This window comes from Arthrobacter psychrolactophilus (assembly GCF_003219795.1).
GTDB classification, from domain to species: domain Bacteria; phylum Actinomycetota; class Actinomycetes; order Actinomycetales; family Micrococcaceae; genus Specibacter; species Specibacter psychrolactophilus.
Genome location: NZ_QJVC01000001.1, coordinates 91338 through 109014, shown reverse-complemented (window position 1 = coordinate 109014; position 17677 = coordinate 91338). Strand labels below are relative to the sequence as shown.

Below are 17677 nucleotides of genomic sequence, written 5' to 3'. Positions count from 1 at the left end.
GGGTCAACTGCGACAGCCGGGTAATGAATTCCTAAAGATAGGCCAATCATAGGTTCGCGGCCGCGGCCGCGAAAGGGTCCCGCCACAGCGTATTCTTGAAGGAGCTACTAAATGCTTTAACTTGTGGACCAGGAGTTACCCCGTGAGTCACCCCTCGTCGGACAAGCCGAAAATTCAACCGGCAGTTCCGTCGTCTAGTCAACCAGCCGGTACAAAGCCGGTCCAACATCAAATTCCGGCCGCATCCCTGAAATTTAAACGGCTCGGCGGCGCGCTCTTAACCATCTTGGGCATCCTTGAATCCCTGGGAGCCTTCGCCCAGGTGCTGACAAATATTTTGTTTGCCCCGTGGTACATGCTCTTGCTGTCCATGCTGGGGCTGGCTCTCGCCGTCACCATCGCCGGTTCAGGTCTCTTGATGCTCCTGCGGCGCTGGATGCCCGAAACCCTGAGCCCCCTGCTAGGCGTTGCCAGCACGGGAGCCCTCTTGCTGCTCAAGGTAGTCACGCAGCTGATTATTGGCGACGGCTTCTTTGGCCAGCTTATCCCTGTGGCCTTCGCGATCGCCATCTTTATCGTGATCGGCCGGGGCATGCGCAAATTGGCAAAACCGGCGTAACTTCCTACAAGAGCGAGTCCACCCAGTCAGCTGCTTCGCCAAAGGCTGCATCTGAATTGTAGGAACGAATGAGCGGCTCTTGCCGGTCTGCCCGTGGGTACGATCCAAGGAAGCGCATGCCCGGGCTCACCCGATGCAATCCTCGCAGCGCATCAGCCACGCGCGCGTCCCGCACATGGCCGTCAACATCCACGCTAAAAATGTAGTGGCCAAGGAACTGGCCTGTGGGGCGCGACTCGATGCGACTCAGGTTCACGCCACGGCTGGCGAACTGTTCCAGAATCGCCATCAACGCACCGGGGTGATCTTCCGGCAGCGGAATGGCCAGAGTGGTCTTATCCGCTCCGGTCGGCTCCGGCAAGGTACCCGGCTGACCGACAAGAATAAAGCGAGTCACCGCACCAATGTTGTCTTCGATCGCTGCGGCGAGGATGTTCAGTCCCGTTTGCTCGGCAACAAGTGGTGCACAGACGGCAGCCTGGAAGGCATCGGTGCCGGCGACGAGCGAGTGTGCGGCAGCCGCCGTCGAATTGGCCGGGACGTGAGCGGCATTCGGCAGGTGTTCGCCAAACCAATCGCGAGTTTGCGCCCAAGCATGGGGATGAGTTCCGACGGCCGTGATGTCGGCCAGGGTGACGCCCGCGGGTGCCACGAGAACGAAGCTGACCGGCACCACGACCTCGTGCAAAATCCTTAGTTCCAGACCGTTGGAGATGGCGTCCAAGGTTGCCGGGACGCCGCCCTCGATGGAGTTCTCGATGGGCAACATGGCGGCAAACGCCTCGCCCTTCCGGACTTTAGCCAGGGCCGAGGCGGCGTTGGTCGAGGGGATTCGTTCCATGTCCACCGCACCCGGAACCTGCAACAGGGCAGCCTCCGTAAAGGTCCCCTCCGGGCCAAGGAACGTGAGGGGAAGTGCGGATGTGTTGGGCACGGAAATCATGGGAACCTGTTCGTTGCAGCGATAATGAGGATTTAGAGAACGTGTGGAGTTTCCCCGGAGGAGGAAACCATGGGCTTGTCCGCTTCGAACCATGCACCCATGCCACCAATGACGTTAAACGCACTGTAACCGTTTTGGTTCAACCAGGTGGTGGCGCGGAAGGAACGGCCACCCGTGCGGCAGATAACGTTCAAATCAGTGTCGGGATCAAGTTCTTCCAGACGTGCAGGGAGCTGCTCGAGAGGAATATGAATGGCACCGTCAACGTGCCCGGCTTCCCATTCGTAGTCTTCACGGACATCCAAAATCACGGCGTCCGCGCCCAATTCAGCAACGTTGACATTCATGATGTCTGACATTTTCACTCCTAGCAGCAATAGATAAATACTGTGGCTAAGCCTAGTCCCCACGCTCTCCCACCGCTCATTCCTCGCGGCGGCTCCCACTAGCGCGTGGGCCCACCCGACGGGCCTAACGCGAGCGCCGGGAGTGTAGTTTGAGGGTCCACCATTCCGTCAGAATGTGACGATTCGTGACTATAATGCAAAAATTGACTCTGTGAGTTCACAAAAGAGTCCCGCCGAAACGGCCCAGACAGCACAAAACCCCCGCGATACTTCCTTCTTCGGACAGCCGAAAATGCTGCTGAATCTCTTCAGCGTCGAGCTGTGGGAACGATTCTCCTTCTACGGCATGCAGGGCATCCTCGCCTACTACATGTACTACACGGTCACCCAGGGTGGCCTTGGTATTGACGAAGGCACGGCTCTGGGAATCGTGGGAGCCTACGGCGGTGGCGTGTACCTCTCCACCATCCTTGGCGCCTGGATTGCCGACCGCCTGATGGGTTCCGAACGCGTCTTGTTCTACAGCGCGATCCTCATCATGGCCGGACACCTGTCCCTGGCCCTGCTCCCCGGCACGATCGGTCTTGCCACGGGCTTGATCTTGATCGGCGTGGGTTCCGGTGGTTTGAAGGCGAACGCCACCTCCCTCGTGGGGACCCTGTACTCCAAGGAAGACGAGCGCCGCGACGCCGGATTCTCGATCTTCTACATGGGCATCAACATCGGTGGTCTCATTGGGCCGCTGGTCACCGGCTGGTTGCAGGTTACCTGGGGCTTCCACGTTGGTTTCGCGGCCGCCGCCGTCGGTATGGCCCTTGGTCTGTTGCAGTACGGACTGACGCGCAAGAACCTGCCGGAAACGGCGCACCGCGTGGCCAACCCGCTGCCCAAGAACCAATATGCCAAGGTTGGCATATTGGCCGTGGCCGCCGTCATCGTCATCGTTTTGGCTGTTGCCTTCAAGCTCATTACGGCTGTGAACCTCAAGTGGATCATTGTTGCCTTCGTGATTCTGGCTGCCATCGCCTACTTCGCCGTGATCCTAAGCAATAAGTCGGTCACCGGAGTGGATCGCAGCCGCGTGTACTCCTTCATCCCGCTATTCCTGGCCAGCGCCGTGTTCTGGTCCTTGTTCCAGCAGCAGTTCACCGTCATCGCCCTGTACGCGGACAAGCGCCTCGATCGCAGCATTCTTGGCTGGGAAGTTCCGGCCAGCTGGGTCGTCTCGATCAATCCGGTCTTCATCATCGTTCTGGCCGGCGTCTTTGCCGCGCTGTGGACCAAGTGGGGTTCCCGCCAGCCCGGCACCCCCGCAAAATTCTCGGCCGCTCTCATCGTCATGGGTCTGGCCTACCTGCTGTTCATCCCGTTTGCCGGCATGGCTGCGGTACCTATGATGGCCATCGTCTTCATCCTCTTGCTCTTCACGATCGCCGAGCTCATGCTCTCCCCGGTCGGCTTGTCGCTGGCCACGAAGCTGGCCCCGGCCGCCTTCCAGACGCAGATGGTAGCCCTGTTCTTCCTGTCCGTCTCCCTCGGAACAGCCATGTCCGGCGTGCTCGCCCAGTGGTACGACGCCAACAACGAGACCCCCTACTTCCTCGTCGTGGGTCTGGTCTCCGTCGGCTTTGGTGTCGCGCTGTTCCTGTGCCGCAAGCCCGTCAAGAAGTTGATGGCCGGCATCATGTAGTCATATGCCTTTAAAGTACGACGGCGGCACCTCCTCTTCACTTCATCGAAGAGGAGGTGCCGCCGGACTTTAAGGGACGAACACCCCTAGGAGTTAGTAACCCGATTCACCCTCAGCGACCGCGATGACCAGAATGAGGAACGCGTATAGGGCCACCCAAATCACGAGCGCTAAATAGTTGGTGATCAAGCCGGTGATAGCAAAGGCGCGCCCCTGCGGGTTTTCCTTGCGAAGCCCTAGGTGTCCGAGCACGATACCCACGATCTGCGGTGCGATGATGAATCCTGCGCCTGCCACAAGGGAGACTAGGCCAATAATCATGCTGCTCAGGCTCAAGCCACGCGGCCCGGTCACCGGGATGCTGTATTCCGGAACGCCCTGCGAGTACAGCGGGGCGGGAGAGTAGACCGGCTGGCTCGGGGCTGGCGGCTGCATGTCATCGCTCGGCGGCGGGGATGCTGGCGCGTAATAGCCCGGCGGCGCATATTTAGGCGCCTGCCCCTCATACGGGCGGGGAATCTCTGGTTGGTTGGACACGGCTAGCTCCTGCTGACTACTTGTCCCGCTCGTCTTGAGGGGCAAATCGATGATCTATAAGGTGACTCCCATGGTAGTGCAGCGTCATCAAGATAGCTCGACTATCATCTCGGGGCATCCTCCCTGAGGACGGCCGCCTCCCGGCACAGGCGCTATCGGGCAAGGAACATCACGGTTCATAGAATGGGCACTGCGTGCTAATCTGCCTGCTCCTCTGGCATGCTGGGACTATGGCTAGTCGCGCGGGCACTGTTGCCCTTCCCCAGGACCTTGTTGACCTTCGAAATTTGCTGGACGCATACTTCGATCTTGTGCCCGATCTGAGTGATCCAGCGCAGCGAGTGGCGTTTGGTACCTCGGGACACCGAGGGTCTTCCCTTAAGGCGTCCTTCAATGAGGGCCACATCGCGGCCATCACGCAGGCCATCGTTGAATACCGAGCAGGCCAGGGCATCACCGGACCGTTGTACATGGGCAAGGACACCCACGCCCTCAGCGAGCCGGCACAAAACACGGCCCTAGAGGTTTTGGCCGGCAACGGCGTCGAGGTTTTGATCGATGCCCGCCACGGCTACACACCCACCCCGGCCGTTTCGCACGCCATCTTAAGCCACAACAAGGGCCGCACCGAGGGCCTGGCCGACGGCATTGTCGTGACCCCCTCACACAACCCTCCCGGTGACGGCGGCTTCAAGTACAACCCCCCTCACGGCGGCCCGGCCGATTCCGACGCCACCGGCTGGATCGCCAACCGTGCCAACGAACTGCTGGAAAACGGTTTGCGGGGCGTCAAGCGCGTCCTCCTGAGCGTCGCCATGGAGGCCAGCACCACGGGCAAGTTCGATTTCCTCTCTAGCTACGTTGACGACCTGCCGTCCGTCTTGGACCTGGACGCGATCCGCGCTGCTGGTGTGCGCATCGGCGCCGACCCCATGGGTGGCGCCTCGGTGGACTACTGGGGCGAGATTGGCGAACGTCACAACCTCAACCTGACTGTGGTCAACCCCACCGTGGATCCGCAGTGGGCCTTCATGACCCTCGACTGGGATGAGAAGATCCGTATGGACTGCTCCTCGCCGTCGGCCATGGCCTCGCTCATCAACAAGCTCAAGGCCGGTGCGCCCTACGACATCGCGACCGGAAACGACGCAGACGCCGACCGCCACGGAATCGTCACCCCCGATGGTGGCCTGATGAACCCTAACCACTACCTCGCCGTGGCCATCCAGTACCTGTATACGCACCGTTCGCAGTGGCCGGCCACCGCCGGTGTGGGCAAGACGCTCGTGTCCTCCTCCATCATTGACCGCGTGGCCGCAGATCTGGGCCGCCAGCTCGTCGAGGTCCCCGTGGGCTTCAAGTGGTTCGTCCCCGGCCTGCTCTCCGGAGAAGGCGTCTTCGGTGGCGAGGAATCCGCCGGCGCCTCCTTCGTGAAGAAGGACGGCTCGGTCTGGACCACGGACAAGGACGGCATCCTGCTGGCCCTGCTGGCCTCGGAAATCACCGCCGTCACGGGTAAGTCGCCCTCGGCGCACTATGGTGAGCTGACAGATCGCTTTGGGGCGCCGTCGTACGCGCGCATCGACGCGGCGGCAACCCGGGAGCAGAAGGCCGCGCTGGGCAAGCTCTCCGCGGCCGACGTCACGGCCACCACCCTGGCTGGCGAGAGGATCACGGCCAAGCTGACCGAGGCTCCCGGCAACGGCGCAGCCATCGGCGGCCTGAAGGTCACCACCGAGAACGCCTGGTTCGCGGCTCGCCCCTCCGGCACCGAGGACGTGTACAAGATTTACGCCGAGTCCTTCAAGGGCGCCGAGCACCTCGCCCAGGTTCAGGCCGAGGCCAAGGCCCTCGTGGACGGCGTGATCTCCTAACACCGGACGCCACTGGGGCCTCTGAGGCTTCGACAATGCCATCGTTGGGCACTCTCGCTATAGGTAGGCAGTCTCGCTATAGGCCGAGCTATAGCGAGAATGCCCAGCTGTGGCGAAAACGCCCAACTATGGCATTTTTCGTGGGCTGGCCACGACGCGGGGAAACCTGGCGTACGCGCTAGTGGTGTGCGCCGTGTTCGTGGTCGGCATGGGCGGCCGTTTCGAGCTGGAAGGTGGAGTGCTCCACGCTGACCTCGAAGTGCCCGGCCACGCAATGCTGGAGCGCGTCGAGCAACTGCGGCACGTGGCCGTCGTGGAAGCATCCGTCGTCAACCACCACATGCGCCGACAAAATGGGCAGCCCCGTGGCGATCTGGCTCGCGTGCAGATCGTGCACGCTGATGACGTGCTCCAGTTCGAGAATGTGCACGCGCACCTTATCCAAATCCAGACCTGACGGCGTGGATTCCAGCAGCACGCTGATGGTTTGCAGCAGAAGTTTCACGGTGCGCGGCAGGATCAGGACGCCGATGAGCATGGCCACAACCGCGTCGGCCTGCATCCAACCGGTCGTGGAAATGATGATCGCGGCGATGATGACCGCCACGGAGCCCAGCGCATCGTTGAGTACCTCGAGGAATGCGGCGCGCATATTGAAGTTATTATTGCGCCCGCCCATCAACACAAACATCGACACAATATTGCCCAGCAGGCCGATCGCACCAAACACGATCATCTCGTTGGAAGCAATCTCCGCGGGGTTAAAGAGGCGCTGGATTCCCTCCACCAACACCACAAGTCCGACGGCGAGAAGCACGGCGGCTTGCGCTGTTGCCGCGAGGACTTCCGCGCGGGCGAAACCCCAGGTGCGCTTGCTCGTTGCGGGACGGGTCATGAGCCGGGCGGCCAGCAGAGCCATCGCAAGCCCGCCAGCATCTGTCAGAACATGGGCCGAATCAAAGAGCAGGGCCAGCGAGCCCGTGAGCAGTGAACCAATAATTTGAAAGATAAAAACAGCCACGGTGATGCCCAGCGCCACGGCAATGCGGCCCTGGTGGCTTTCGCCCGGGGCGCCGGCGTGGGAATGGGAATGATTGTGGCCTGACATACCTCAATAGTACATCGACGGATGAATTCAGCAACTAATGTATGATATTGAGAATGAAGCCCATTAGCAACGCAGCCGTGCTGGCGCGCTTTGGATATGCCCTCTCCGACCCCACCCGGGCCGAAATCCTCATGGGCCTGGCCAAGGCGCCGCAGTATCCCGCCGATCTCGCGGAACAATTGGGTGTTTCCCGGCAAAGCATTTCCAACCACCTCTCCTGCCTGCGCGGATGTGGCCTCGCCGTGGCCATCGCAGAGGGGCGCCGGTCCCGGTATGAACTAGCTCATCCGGACCTGGCCCACGCGCTTAACGATCTTCTCGGCGTCGTGCTTTTGACCAATGAGGGACACATACCTCACCCCTAAGCCCCACACTCCTATATTCTTATGGGCGGGCCTCATTCAGGAACGGCCCCAGAATCGGAGAAGCGCATGAGTTTGTTGGGCACTAAGTGGAGCGTTCACGGAGACGGCCGGACCATCGCGCCGGGGCAGGTTGTGTCCCCCAGCGAACGGCTGAGCTGGCCGCGCACGATTGGGATCGGCCTGCAGCATGTGGTGGCCATGTTCGGCGCAACGTTCCTGGTCCCCCTGATCACCAACATGCCGCCCGCGACGACGCTGTTCTTTTCCGGCATCGGCACCCTGCTCTTCTTGGTGATGACTCGCGGCAAGGTGCCGAGCTACCTCGGTTCCAGCTTTGCCTTCATCGCCCCGATTATGGCCTCGCAGCAGCAGTTCGGCGTGGCCGGCGCGCTCGGCGGCGTGGTGATTGCCGGTGTGACGCTGGCGATTCTCGGCTTGCTCGTGCAGAAGTTTGGTTCGTCCTGGATCAACCGGCTCATGCCTGCTCCCGTTACGGGAACCATCGTGGCCTTGATTGGCTTGAACCTGGCCCCGGCCGCGTGGAACAACGTCAAACTCGCACCCGTCACGGCCATCATCACGCTGGCCGTCATCATCCTGGTCAGCGTCTTGTTCCGCGGCATTCTGGGCCGTCTGGCCATTCTGGTGGGCGTTTTGGTGGGCTACCTCGTGGCCGTGCTGCGCAACGAAGTAGATTTCTCCAAGGTCAATGAGGCCACCTGGATCGGTCTGCCGCACTTCCAGACCCCCACCTTCCACTTCGCCGTACTGGGCTTGTTCATTCCCGTGGTGCTCGTGCTGGTGGCCGAGAACATTGGCCATGTGAAGTCGGTGGCCCTCATGACGGGCGAAAACCTGGACGCTTACGCCGGCCGCGCCATCATTGCCGACGGCGTCGCCACGACCTTCGCCGGATTCGGAGGAGGCTCCGGTACAACAACGTACGCGGAAAACATTGGCGTCATGGCAGCCACAAAGGTGTACTCGACGGCCGCATACTGGGTCGCCGGTATCGCCGCACTCCTGCTGAGCTTCTCCCCCAAGTTCGGCGAGGTCATCGCAACCGTGCCCGTGGGTGTTCTCGGTGGTGCGGCAACCTTGCTCTACGGCATGATCGGCATCCTGGGTGTGCGCATCTGGGTCCAGAACAAGGTGGACTTCTCCAACAACATCAACCTGACCACGGCTGCCGTCGCGCTCATCATTGGCATCGCGAACTTCACCTGGGTGGCCGGAAGCCTCACCTTTGAGGGCATCGCGTTGGGCACCGCCGCCGCCTTGGTGATTTACCACGGCATGAACGCGCTGGCGAAGTGGCGCGGCACGGCCACCGACCCCCTTCTGCCCGATGATCAGCCTGCCGAGGTCACGCTAGGAAAGTAGAACGAACTGTTCTGCGTTGAGTTGGCGTTGAACTTGCCGCACAACACTGTTGTGCGGCAAGTTCGCGGCGAACTTTGCGCAGAACAGAACATTCCTCGTTGCCCCATGGCTGGTCGCCGTCCCCTATAGGAGGTTGCGAGGGACTATTTTTGCGCCCTCGACATCCACGCCTCAATGCCCGCGGCATCAATCGGCAGGGCCTCGGAAATGACCTCGGAGCCGGTGGGCGTGATCAGCACATTGTCCTCGAGACGGACCCCCATGCCGCGGAATTCCGGCGGAAGCGTGAGGTCGTTTTCATGGAAATAAAGGCCCGGCTCCACGGCGAGGACCATGCCGGACTCCATCGTGGCGCCCTGGTAGTGCTCGTAGCTGGAATGGGCGCAGTCGTGGACGTCCAGGCCCAGGTGGTGGCCCACGCCGCAGACTAGGTAGCGGCGGTGATGCTGCCCCTTGGGCGAGAGTGCCTCGTCCACGGAGACCGGCAGTAGACCCCAGTCATTGAGGCCGTTGGCGATAACTTCCATGCAGGCCACGTGGAAGTCGCTCCACGGTTTGCCGGGTCCCACGGCGGCGAGGCCGGCCCGGTGCGACTTCTCGACGAGGTCGTGGACCTGCCGCTGGACGGGGCTGAACGTGCCAGATCCCGGGAAGGTGCGTGTGACATCGGCCGTGTAGAAGCTGTTGACCTCCACACCCATGTCCAATAACAGCACGGCATCCTCGAGTACCGGCCCGTCGCAGCGGACCCAGTGCAAGGTGGGTGCGTGCTTGCCGCTGCCCACAATCGTGGCGTAGCCGACCCCGTTGCCCGTGGTGCGGGCGTGCCGGTCAAAGGTGCCCTGCAGCCAGCGTTCCCCACCGCCGCGGATGGCGTTCGGGACTTCACGCACGACGGCGGCAAAGCCGTCAATCGTGTGGTCCACCGCCTCACGGAGCTGGGCGATCTCCCAGTCGTCCTTGACCATGCGCAGGACCGCCATCCGCTGGCCCAACCCGGATTCGGAGCCGATCCCGTGGCGGGCGCAGACGTCCGTTGGCACCTTTCCTGCGGTGAGCGTACCGGAGGCTGCGTGCATGGCGGCGGCGATTCCGGCGTCGAGCTCGGTGAGGGGCTTGACGGGCAGCGCCAGCGCCTCAGCCCAGTCGGAGAAGTCGGGGGCGGAACCCACCCACATCTCGCCGTGGGCTGCGTTCGTAAAGAACTGCGGGTCGCCGGGGTAGAACGGAGCAGGAATGTACAGTGTGGCATCGTGCGAGGAGCCAGAGGGGACCATGACCAGCACGGCTCCATCAATGGCGGCCCCACTCAGCCAGTAAAAGTCGGAGTCGGGACGGAAGTCGTAGTAGGTGTCATTGGCTCGGACGGGTGCGGTTCCGGCGCCGACCACCAGCGCCTGGCCCGGGAAGTGCTCGGAGAGGCGCGTCCGATGGTGCCCCGCGGCAGCAGCGGCCCCGGCCACGACGGGCGGGGTCCTATCAGGCGTGCCCCACCCCGTGGCCATGTAGTCGGTAAAGGCGGGAACGTTGGCCAGCCGTGGCATCCGTTCATCGGCAACCTCAGGCGTCGGCATGGACCGGGTGGTTAGGGCATCATTTGCTGTCATGGTTGAAAATCCTCCGCCGGCCGGGCATGTGTAGAGCCAAGAATGCGGGCCTGAGCGACCCTGCGCCTCCATCATCCCATCTGGGACGCCTCACCGCTCAGCGCAGCACAAACCTCAATCCGGGCCGGACCCCGAGGGAAGAGCGGAAAATCCAGCTAGATCCCGTTGAGCGCCTCGGAGGTGGCGATCGTGGTGTAGCGCGCGGCGTCGGCCAGCGCGGCCTCCGGCGATCCGGCCACATCCGTGGCACTGACCGCGGCGACCACGCCGTGCTGGGCGAGCTGCTCCGGCGTCACCGTGATGCGCCCGGCAATAACGACGACGGGAATCCCCCGCTCGTGCGCCGCGTCGGCAACACCGAGCGGGCCTTTCCCGGACAACGACTGCGCATCGAGGGAGCCCTCACCGGTGATGACAAGATCGCTGCCGTCCAAGGCTGTTTCCAGATCAATCAGGCTCGCGACCAGGTCAAAGCCACGCTCCACGGACGCGTTGGCATACGCCACAAAGGTCGCCGGGAAGCCTCCGGCCGCACCGGCTCCTGGAATGTCGATGTCGATCCCGGTCGCCTCCCGCACCACCGAGGCGAGATTGCGCAGCCCCGCGTCGAGAAGTTCGACGGCGTCAGCATCGGCGCCCTTTTGTGGCCCGAAGATGTGGGCCGCACCGTTGTAGCCATACAGCGGGTTGTCAACGTCCACAGCCATGCGCACTTTAACGGCGGCAAGGCGCGGATCGAGATCGGAGGCGTCCACGGCGACAACATCCACCAAGGACCCACCACCCAAGGGCACCAGGTTGCCGTTTACATCAAGCAGCTTTAGGCCCAGGGCACGCAAGGCTCCCGTTCCGCCGTCGGTCATGGCCGAGCCACCCAAACCAATGATGATCTCGCTGGCGCCGGCGTCGAGGGCGGCTGCGATCAACTGGCCGGAGCCGTAGGAATGGGCCCGCAGCGCGTTCTCCACCGTAGGCTCGCTCAGCAGATAGCCGCTGGCCTGTGCGGTTTCAATGACGGCCACCTTGCCGTTTTCATTGAAGCCCCAAATGGCCGCTGTGGGCTTGAGGATGGGGCCGATGACGGTGCTCAGCCGTTCAGAATAGCCCGCGGCGACGGCAGCCTCGACTGTTCCCTCGCCACCGTCGGCGATGGGCAGGGCGGTCACCACGGCATCGGGGTACACCCGCAGCACGCCTTCGGCCATGGCCGCGGCGGCTTCCGGGCCGGTCAGGGTCCCCTTGAACTTGTCAGGGGCAATAAGAATACGCATGCCCTCTATCCTGCCATCGCTCACCGACACGGCTGAATAGTTACGCCCAGTGGCCTCGCTGGCGCATAATATCGGCCAACAGATCGGCTCGATCGGTCATGATGCCGTCCACGCCCAGCTCCAGAAGCTCCTGCATCTGCGCCGCATCATTGATGGTCCAGACATGAACTTTTAGCCCCAGCCGCTGCGCCCTGCGCACCTTGGCGGCGGTGACGAGCGCCAGCCCCTTGTGGGTCAGTGGGATCTGCAAGACATCGACCCGGCGCATCAACAAGCGCAGCAGGGGCTTGGGTAGCCAGCCTTCCAGGAGAAAATACATCACCAAAAGGGACTGCCCCGGGGAGCTCGCGACCGGTCGGGACAGCCCGGCCTGAACCTGCCGACGGCGTTTGTCGGAGAAGGAGGCGATACACACCCGATCATGCAAGCCGAGACGTTCAATCGCGTCCACCAATTCGGGCACCGCCCCGGCATCCTTGACGTCAATATTAAATCTCGCCGTGGGCAGGGCCGCGAAGAATTCCTGCAGCGTGACGATCGGCTCGCGCCCCCCGATGCGAGCCATACGAACCCGCGACCAGGGCAGCTCGGAGATCGCCCCGTTCTGATTCGTGGTGCGGTCCAAGGTAGGGTCATGAAACACCACGGCCACCCCGTCCGCCGTGGAGTTAATATCGGTTTCCAGATAGAGAAAGCCCAGTTCCAGTGCGCTGCGGAAGGCCTTCAAGGAGTTTTCCAGGCCATCTGTCGAGTAGCCTCGATGCGCTATCGCCAGCGGCGTCTCGGACCGCAAATACGGCTTCACCGCACTGTTTTTCAAAACCACGACGCCGTCCCCTAGCCCACGCGCAGCGCGGCCAGACGGGCCTCGATCACTTGGGCTACGCCGTCGTCCTCAAAACGCGGGGCACACAGGGCAGCGGCGGCGAGCGCCTGCGGATGACCACTCGCGAGGGCGTATCCGGAGCCGGCCCAGGCCAGCATTTCAATGTCATTGGGCATATCCCCGAAGGCCACGACGTCGGCCGCGTCGATCCCGCGAGCCGCGGCATACTGGGCGAGCGTCACTGCCTTGTTAACGCCGAGCGCACCCATCTCCAGCAAGGCCAGATCCGGCGCCGAGTGCGTCACCGCGATCAAGGACGCGAGGTGCGGGGCAACGAGGTCAAGGTAGTCATCGGCGCTGCCGGTATGACGCACAGCCAGCAGCTTCACAATGCCGGCGTCGGCCATCTCGGGAAGCAGCACGGCGGGCGCCACCTCGGAATCACTGCGGGGCGCGCGCGAACCGTAAAAGCCATCCTCAATATGCAAGCCACTCAGAGATTCCAGCGCAAAGTACGACTGCGGAGCCAGCTCGGAGACGATGGCCCGCACCTGTTCCACGGTCTCCCACGGCACAACATGGGATTCGAGGATTTTCTCGGCGCCAAGATCGTACGTCACGGCCCCGTTGGAGCAGATGACGGTGCCGGTGTGGCCCAGCTGCTGGCGAATCGGATCGAGCCAGCGCGGCGGGCGACCGGTCACGAAGACAATCTCAATCCCAGCCTCGGCGGCGGCCGCAAAGGCGTCCACGGTACGCGGACTGATCAGTCCGTCGTGGCCCAAGATGGTTCCGTCAATGTCGCTGGCAATTAAACGCATACCCAAGGCTACCCAACTTCCACGGTGCGCCAGACCCGCGGGTGATTACTTCTGAAGTTCGGCGCGGCTGGGCGGATTCGCACCGGCCCGAGACACCGTGATCGCGGCGGCTCGCGCGGCATATGCGAGCACCTCGGCAAGCTGCTCGGCACTCAGCGCCCGCAGTTCCGCACGACGCTGCGCCCCATCGAGCTCCCGGTCCACGAGGGCAGACAGCAGGGCCGCCATAAAGGAATCCCCGGCCCCCACGGTATCGGCCACCTCCACAGACGGCGCCGCGCAAGCCACCTCGCCGGCGGCACACACGGCCCACGGACCTTCCCCGCCCTGGGTGACAACCACGACGGCGGGACCTTCCGTCCCGCCTATCGCTAACCACCTGCGGGCCGATTCCTTGGGATCAACGCCGGGGTACAACCATTGCAGATCCTCATCGGAGGCTTTGACGACGTCGGCCAGCCTCACAAATTTCTCTGCCTGCTCCCGGGCATAGGCCACATCGCCGATGATGCTGGGGCGGCAATTGGGGTCGTAACTGATGGTGGCGTGCGGATGAGCGTGCAGCACTGCGGCCAGGACCTGCTCGGCACCCGGGGCAAGCATCGTGGCGATCGAGCCCGTGTGCAGCAGGGTCGTCGCCGCCAGCATCACGGCCTAGGATCCCGTGGCAAGCGAGGCAGGCAACGACCAATCCAGCGCAAAGTCATAACTGGCCGCACCATCGGCATCAAGCGTGGCCCGGGCAATGGATGTCGCCTGGGAGTCCGGCACAAGAGGCACCATGACGCCATTGGCGCTGAGGTGTGCGGCCACCATATCGCCGTAGGGGTCTTGGCCGAAGCGTCCCAGGAACTGCACGGGGTGCCCCAACCGGGCTAGGCCCACCGCCACATTCAAGGGGCTTCCTCCCACGTGCGGCACGACGGGTTGTCCCGGGCGGAGGACTTCATCAACGAGAGCCTCACCAATAACTGTCAGCATGACACCAGCCTACGTGTCTCGGCGCACCCTCGGTGCTCACACATCCCTCGGCGTCATATGAACGAAACTGATAGCCAACTGTGACTTGAATCTCCTACACTACTGATTGTGATTGATTCAAATGACTTTTGATCACGTTCTTGCAAGATATTTTCTGTAGTCAGCGGTTATCCCTCTCTGAAGATGATTGCGCTACCCGGCACGGCCGCGCTCATGTAGTCCCTTGCGAACAGCCGTTGAATTCTCCATCATCCGAGAGGTTCCACCTATATGAAGAGCACCTGGCGACTCAGCGCAGCGCTTACTGTCCTGAGCCTTCCCCTCGCGGGGCTCGTGGCTGCCGCACCCGCATCCGCGGCCCCCGGCACTAACGAAGCCCCCACCGTTGTCCCCTCACTAGCCAACTGGTCCGGTGATAGTGGCCTCGTTGAGATCACCGCCGAGAGCCGCATCGTCGCCTCATCTGCGCTACTCACCATGGGTGAGGAGTTCTCTGACGACCTCGCCGAAATGACGGGGCTGGACCTGCCCGTCGTCAGCGGAAGCAGTCAACCCGGAGATATCTCCCTCGTTCTTGATCTAGCGGACAGCTATGCCGCCGGCGGCGAACGCTATAGCAAGGAGGGCTACAAGCTCAATATCTCCACCAACGGAGTCCAGGTGACAGCGCCGACGGAAACTGGCGCCTACTACGGCACGCGCAGCATTTTGCAGATCATGACCCAGTCCGACGGCCGCAATAAGCTGCCCGCCGGCTCGGCCATCGACTGGCCCAACTACGAGTCTCGAGGCTTCATCCTCGATGTCGGACGCCGCTTCTTCACAGCCGACTTCATCAACGATTACATCAAGATGATGAGCTACTACAAGCTCAACCGCTTCCAGATCCATCTCAATGACAATGAAATCTTCCGGCCCACCGACCATGACTGGCGCAACGGCTACATGGGCTTCCGTCTCAAATCCGACAACCCAGAATTCGCCGGACTAGCGTCCGCCGATGGCGCCTACGACCGCGCCGACTGGGATGGTTTTGAAGCCACGGCAGCCACCCGCGGCGTACAGATCGTCCCGGAAATCGACGCACCCGCGCATGCGGCGGCCATCATCAAGTGGAAGCCGGAGATCGGCCGTGACGGCGGCAAGTCGGATCATCTAGATCTGGGCAAGCCGGAAACCACGCAGGCCATGAAGGACATCTTCAGCGAATTTACCCCTTGGTTCCAGGGTGCCGAGGTGAACTTCGGGGCCGATGAGTACCCGACGAGCCTCACCACCGACTTCCGTAACTACTACAACGCCATGGCCGCGCACCTGCGCACGCTGGGCAAGCAGCCCGGAGCCTGGGGCAGCTTTAGCTACATGGGAGGCAGCACCGCCGGCTACGACAAGGACGTAGTCATCAACTCCTGGAACAACGACTGGTACGGACTGACCTCCGCCGCCAACGACGGCATGAAGTTCATCAACACCAACGATGGCACCTTGTATGTGGTCCCCTTCGCGGATTACTACCACGGCAACGGCTTGAACAACCAGTGGCTCTACACCAACTGGCTGCCCAACACGGCAGGCAACCAAACCGTTGATCCAAGCAAGATCCAGGGCGCCATGTTTGCCGTCTGGAATGACCTCGTGAACAAGGAGTACACCCAGCAGGACGTCCACGGCTTGATCGAGCGCTCCTTCCCCGTGGTGGCACAAAAGACTTGGCGGGCCGCAACACCCACGGCATCCTACGCAGCATTCAACACCGTGCTGGACAAGATTGGCATGGGCCCCTCCCTGGGCACCGTCAAGGACACCACCCCGGCCGCTGGAGCAGCTGACCTGGCCACAGGAAAGCCCGTTGTGGCTTCCTCCGCAAAAGCCGGGTACCCGGCGTCGAACCTCACCGACGGCGAACAAAACACGCGCTGGGAGTCTTCCGACGCCAACCCCGCATCCTTGACGATCGATCTGGGCGGCGTGGAAAAGATCGGTGGCGTCACCGCAGAGTGGGCCGCCAATGCACCCGCCAGCTATGCCATCGAGACCTCCAAGGACGGCAGCTTCTGGGATCGCGTCACGAACCATGAGGTCGCGGGCGGCGGCAATGACTCCGTTGTTTTCCCCACGACCGAGGCCCGCTTCGTCCGTCTCGCGGGGCTAACTCCGGCCGCTGGTGCTGACACCGTGGGCGCCTGGAGTGTGGGCGTCGCCGGCATCACCAACGTCGCCGTGGGCGCGACCGCCACCGCCTCCGGCGTGGAAGCACCCAGCCTGCCCGCCAATCAGGCCTTCGACGGCAATCTGGCCACTCGCTGGTCTGCCAACTACAACGGCATCCGCTGGATCGCCGGCGACCTCGGCAAGGCGCAGACCGTCAACGAGGTCACGATCGCATGGGAAGGCGCCTCCGCCAAGGACTACTCGATCTCCACCTCGCTGGACGGCAGCACCTGGACGGTCGTCGCCACCAAGACCGGTATGCCGGAAGGCAAGCGCACGGATGCGGTCTCCTTTGACCCCGTCAGCGCCCGCCACATCAAGGTCGAGGTCCAGACCGCGAACATGGGCATCTACCTCTCCGCCTACGAGGTCGAGGTCCGCAACACGGCCGCCACCGCCCTGGGCGTCACCGGCAGCATCTCCGGCACCCCCAATGTTGACGGGAAGTACGACGTCGAACCAACGCTCACGCTAGAAGCGACGGGTGCCGCCGCGGCTGGGACCCAGATCGATTACCGCGTTGGCGGCGAGGAATGGACCCCCTACACCGGAGCGTTCGCCGTGGCCGGCCAGCAGCTGACCACGGTCGACTACCGCGCCAGCTCCGGCGCGGAAACCTTCTCGGGCTTTGTCATGCTGGATCTGGACACGCCCGTGGTTGTCACCAACCCCGAGCCGTCAGTCACTCCGGAAGCAGCCGATCCCAAGGCGCTGAAGAAGGACAGTGAGGTTGATCTGGGGCTGGAGGCAAAGAAGTTCCCGCGCGGCACCTCCGAGGTTGTGCTGGGGAACCTTGCCGCCGGCGAGTGGTTCTACGTCTACCTCAACGACGACGGGCTGGGCTGGCACCAGGCCCTGGCCGACGGGACCTTGTCGGTGAACACCCCGGAAAGCACCCGCCCCGGCAATAACAAGGTCGTGGTCTTCGATGCGGCCGGAACGCTGCATGGCTGGAGCGCCCTGAAAGTGACGGGGCCGCCGGTCAAGTAGTTCTGCAGTAGCGGTGTGGCGGTTGGGTCTGACGATCTGGCCGCCACACTTTTTCTATGAACTTTTGTGCTCGTTCCGGCGTGCTATTCGTGTCCTTAGCATCC

At 62.7% G+C, this 17677-nt stretch carries 14 protein-coding genes and 1 pseudogene; 6 read left to right on the top strand and 9 right to left on the bottom strand.

Annotated elements, in window-relative coordinates; all coding sequences use genetic code 11:
- The first annotated feature begins 142 nt into the window (after positions 1 to 142).
- A complete protein-coding gene (locus CVS30_RS00465; protein ID WP_110483371.1) occupies positions 143 to 619 on the top strand; it encodes a hypothetical protein in 477 nt (158 codons plus the stop codon).
- A 4-nt stretch (positions 620 to 623) separates the two neighbouring features.
- Here the strand turns inward: CVS30_RS00465 and pheA are convergent, their stop codons facing one another.
- Positions 624 to 1553: a prephenate dehydratase gene (pheA, locus tag CVS30_RS00460; protein WP_245934361.1), complete on the bottom strand. Its 930-nt coding sequence runs from the start codon at positions 1551 to 1553 to the stop codon at positions 624 to 626.
- Positions 1554 to 1594: 41 nt separating this feature from the next.
- A complete protein-coding gene (locus CVS30_RS00455; RefSeq protein WP_110483369.1) occupies positions 1595 to 1921 on the bottom strand; it encodes a rhodanese-like domain-containing protein in 327 nt (108 codons plus the stop codon).
- A gap of 280 nt (positions 1922 to 2201) precedes the next feature.
- Here CVS30_RS00455 and CVS30_RS00450 point away from each other — a divergent pair, with 280 nt between their 5' ends.
- Positions 2202 to 3599: a peptide MFS transporter gene (locus CVS30_RS00450; protein ID WP_110483704.1), complete on the top strand. Its 1398-nt coding sequence runs from the start codon at positions 2202 to 2204 to the stop codon at positions 3597 to 3599.
- A 93-nt stretch (positions 3600 to 3692) separates the two neighbouring features.
- On the opposite strand, the gene CVS30_RS00445 is transcribed toward CVS30_RS00450, so the two are convergent.
- A complete protein-coding gene (locus CVS30_RS00445; protein WP_146233280.1) occupies positions 3693 to 4136 on the bottom strand; it encodes a DUF4190 domain-containing protein in 444 nt (147 codons plus the stop codon).
- Between the two features lie 230 nt (positions 4137 to 4366).
- Here CVS30_RS00445 and pgm point away from each other — a divergent pair, with 230 nt between their 5' ends.
- A complete protein-coding gene (pgm, locus tag CVS30_RS00440; RefSeq protein WP_110483367.1) occupies positions 4367 to 6010 on the top strand; it encodes a phosphoglucomutase (alpha-D-glucose-1,6-bisphosphate-dependent) in 1644 nt (547 codons plus the stop codon).
- A 178-nt stretch (positions 6011 to 6188) separates the two neighbouring features.
- Here the strand turns inward: pgm and CVS30_RS00435 are convergent, their stop codons facing one another.
- Positions 6189 to 7118, bottom strand: a complete 930-nt coding sequence (locus CVS30_RS00435; protein ID WP_110483366.1) for a cation diffusion facilitator family transporter — start codon at positions 7116 to 7118, stop codon at positions 6189 to 6191.
- 53 nt (positions 7119 to 7171) lie between these two features.
- On the opposite strand from CVS30_RS00435, the gene CVS30_RS00430 reads away from it, so the two are divergent.
- Together CVS30_RS00430 and CVS30_RS00425 are read left to right on the top strand one after the other, a co-directional pair.
- Positions 7172 to 7483, top strand: a complete 312-nt coding sequence (locus tag CVS30_RS00430) for an ArsR/SmtB family transcription factor (protein WP_110483365.1) — start codon at positions 7172 to 7174, stop codon at positions 7481 to 7483.
- A 66-nt stretch (positions 7484 to 7549) separates the two neighbouring features.
- Positions 7550 to 8866 (top strand): uracil-xanthine permease family protein, encoded by a 1317-nt coding sequence (locus CVS30_RS00425; RefSeq protein WP_110483364.1) that lies wholly within the window; start codon positions 7550 to 7552, stop codon positions 8864 to 8866.
- 143 nt (positions 8867 to 9009) lie between these two features.
- On the opposite strand, the gene CVS30_RS00420 is transcribed toward CVS30_RS00425, so the two are convergent.
- The 5 genes and pseudogenes from CVS30_RS00420 to CVS30_RS00400 form a co-directional block, all read right to left on the bottom strand.
- Positions 9010 to 10473, bottom strand: a complete 1464-nt coding sequence (locus CVS30_RS00420) for an aminopeptidase P family protein (RefSeq protein WP_245934360.1) — start codon at positions 10471 to 10473, stop codon at positions 9010 to 9012.
- Positions 10474 to 10628: 155 nt separating this feature from the next.
- On the bottom strand, positions 10629 to 11744 hold the full coding sequence (locus CVS30_RS00415) for a glycerate kinase (RefSeq protein WP_110483363.1): 1116 nt from the start codon (positions 11742 to 11744) through the stop codon (positions 10629 to 10631).
- Between the two features lie 40 nt (positions 11745 to 11784).
- Entirely contained in the window at positions 11785 to 12570 is a 786-nt protein-coding gene (locus CVS30_RS00410) for a glycerophosphodiester phosphodiesterase family protein (RefSeq protein ID WP_245934359.1), read from the bottom strand.
- A gap of 11 nt (positions 12571 to 12581) precedes the next feature.
- Positions 12582 to 13391: an HAD family hydrolase gene (locus CVS30_RS00405; protein WP_110483362.1), complete on the bottom strand. Its 810-nt coding sequence runs from the start codon at positions 13389 to 13391 to the stop codon at positions 12582 to 12584.
- Between the two features lie 45 nt (positions 13392 to 13436).
- A pseudogene (locus tag CVS30_RS00400) lies at positions 13437 to 14372 on the bottom strand (carbohydrate kinase family protein).
- A 270-nt stretch (positions 14373 to 14642) separates the two neighbouring features.
- Between CVS30_RS00400 and CVS30_RS00395 the strand changes: the two are divergent.
- On the top strand, positions 14643 to 17573 hold the full coding sequence (locus tag CVS30_RS00395; RefSeq protein ID WP_110483361.1) for a glycoside hydrolase family 20 protein: 2931 nt from the start codon (positions 14643 to 14645) through the stop codon (positions 17571 to 17573).
- Positions 17574 to 17677 lie beyond the last annotated feature (104 nt).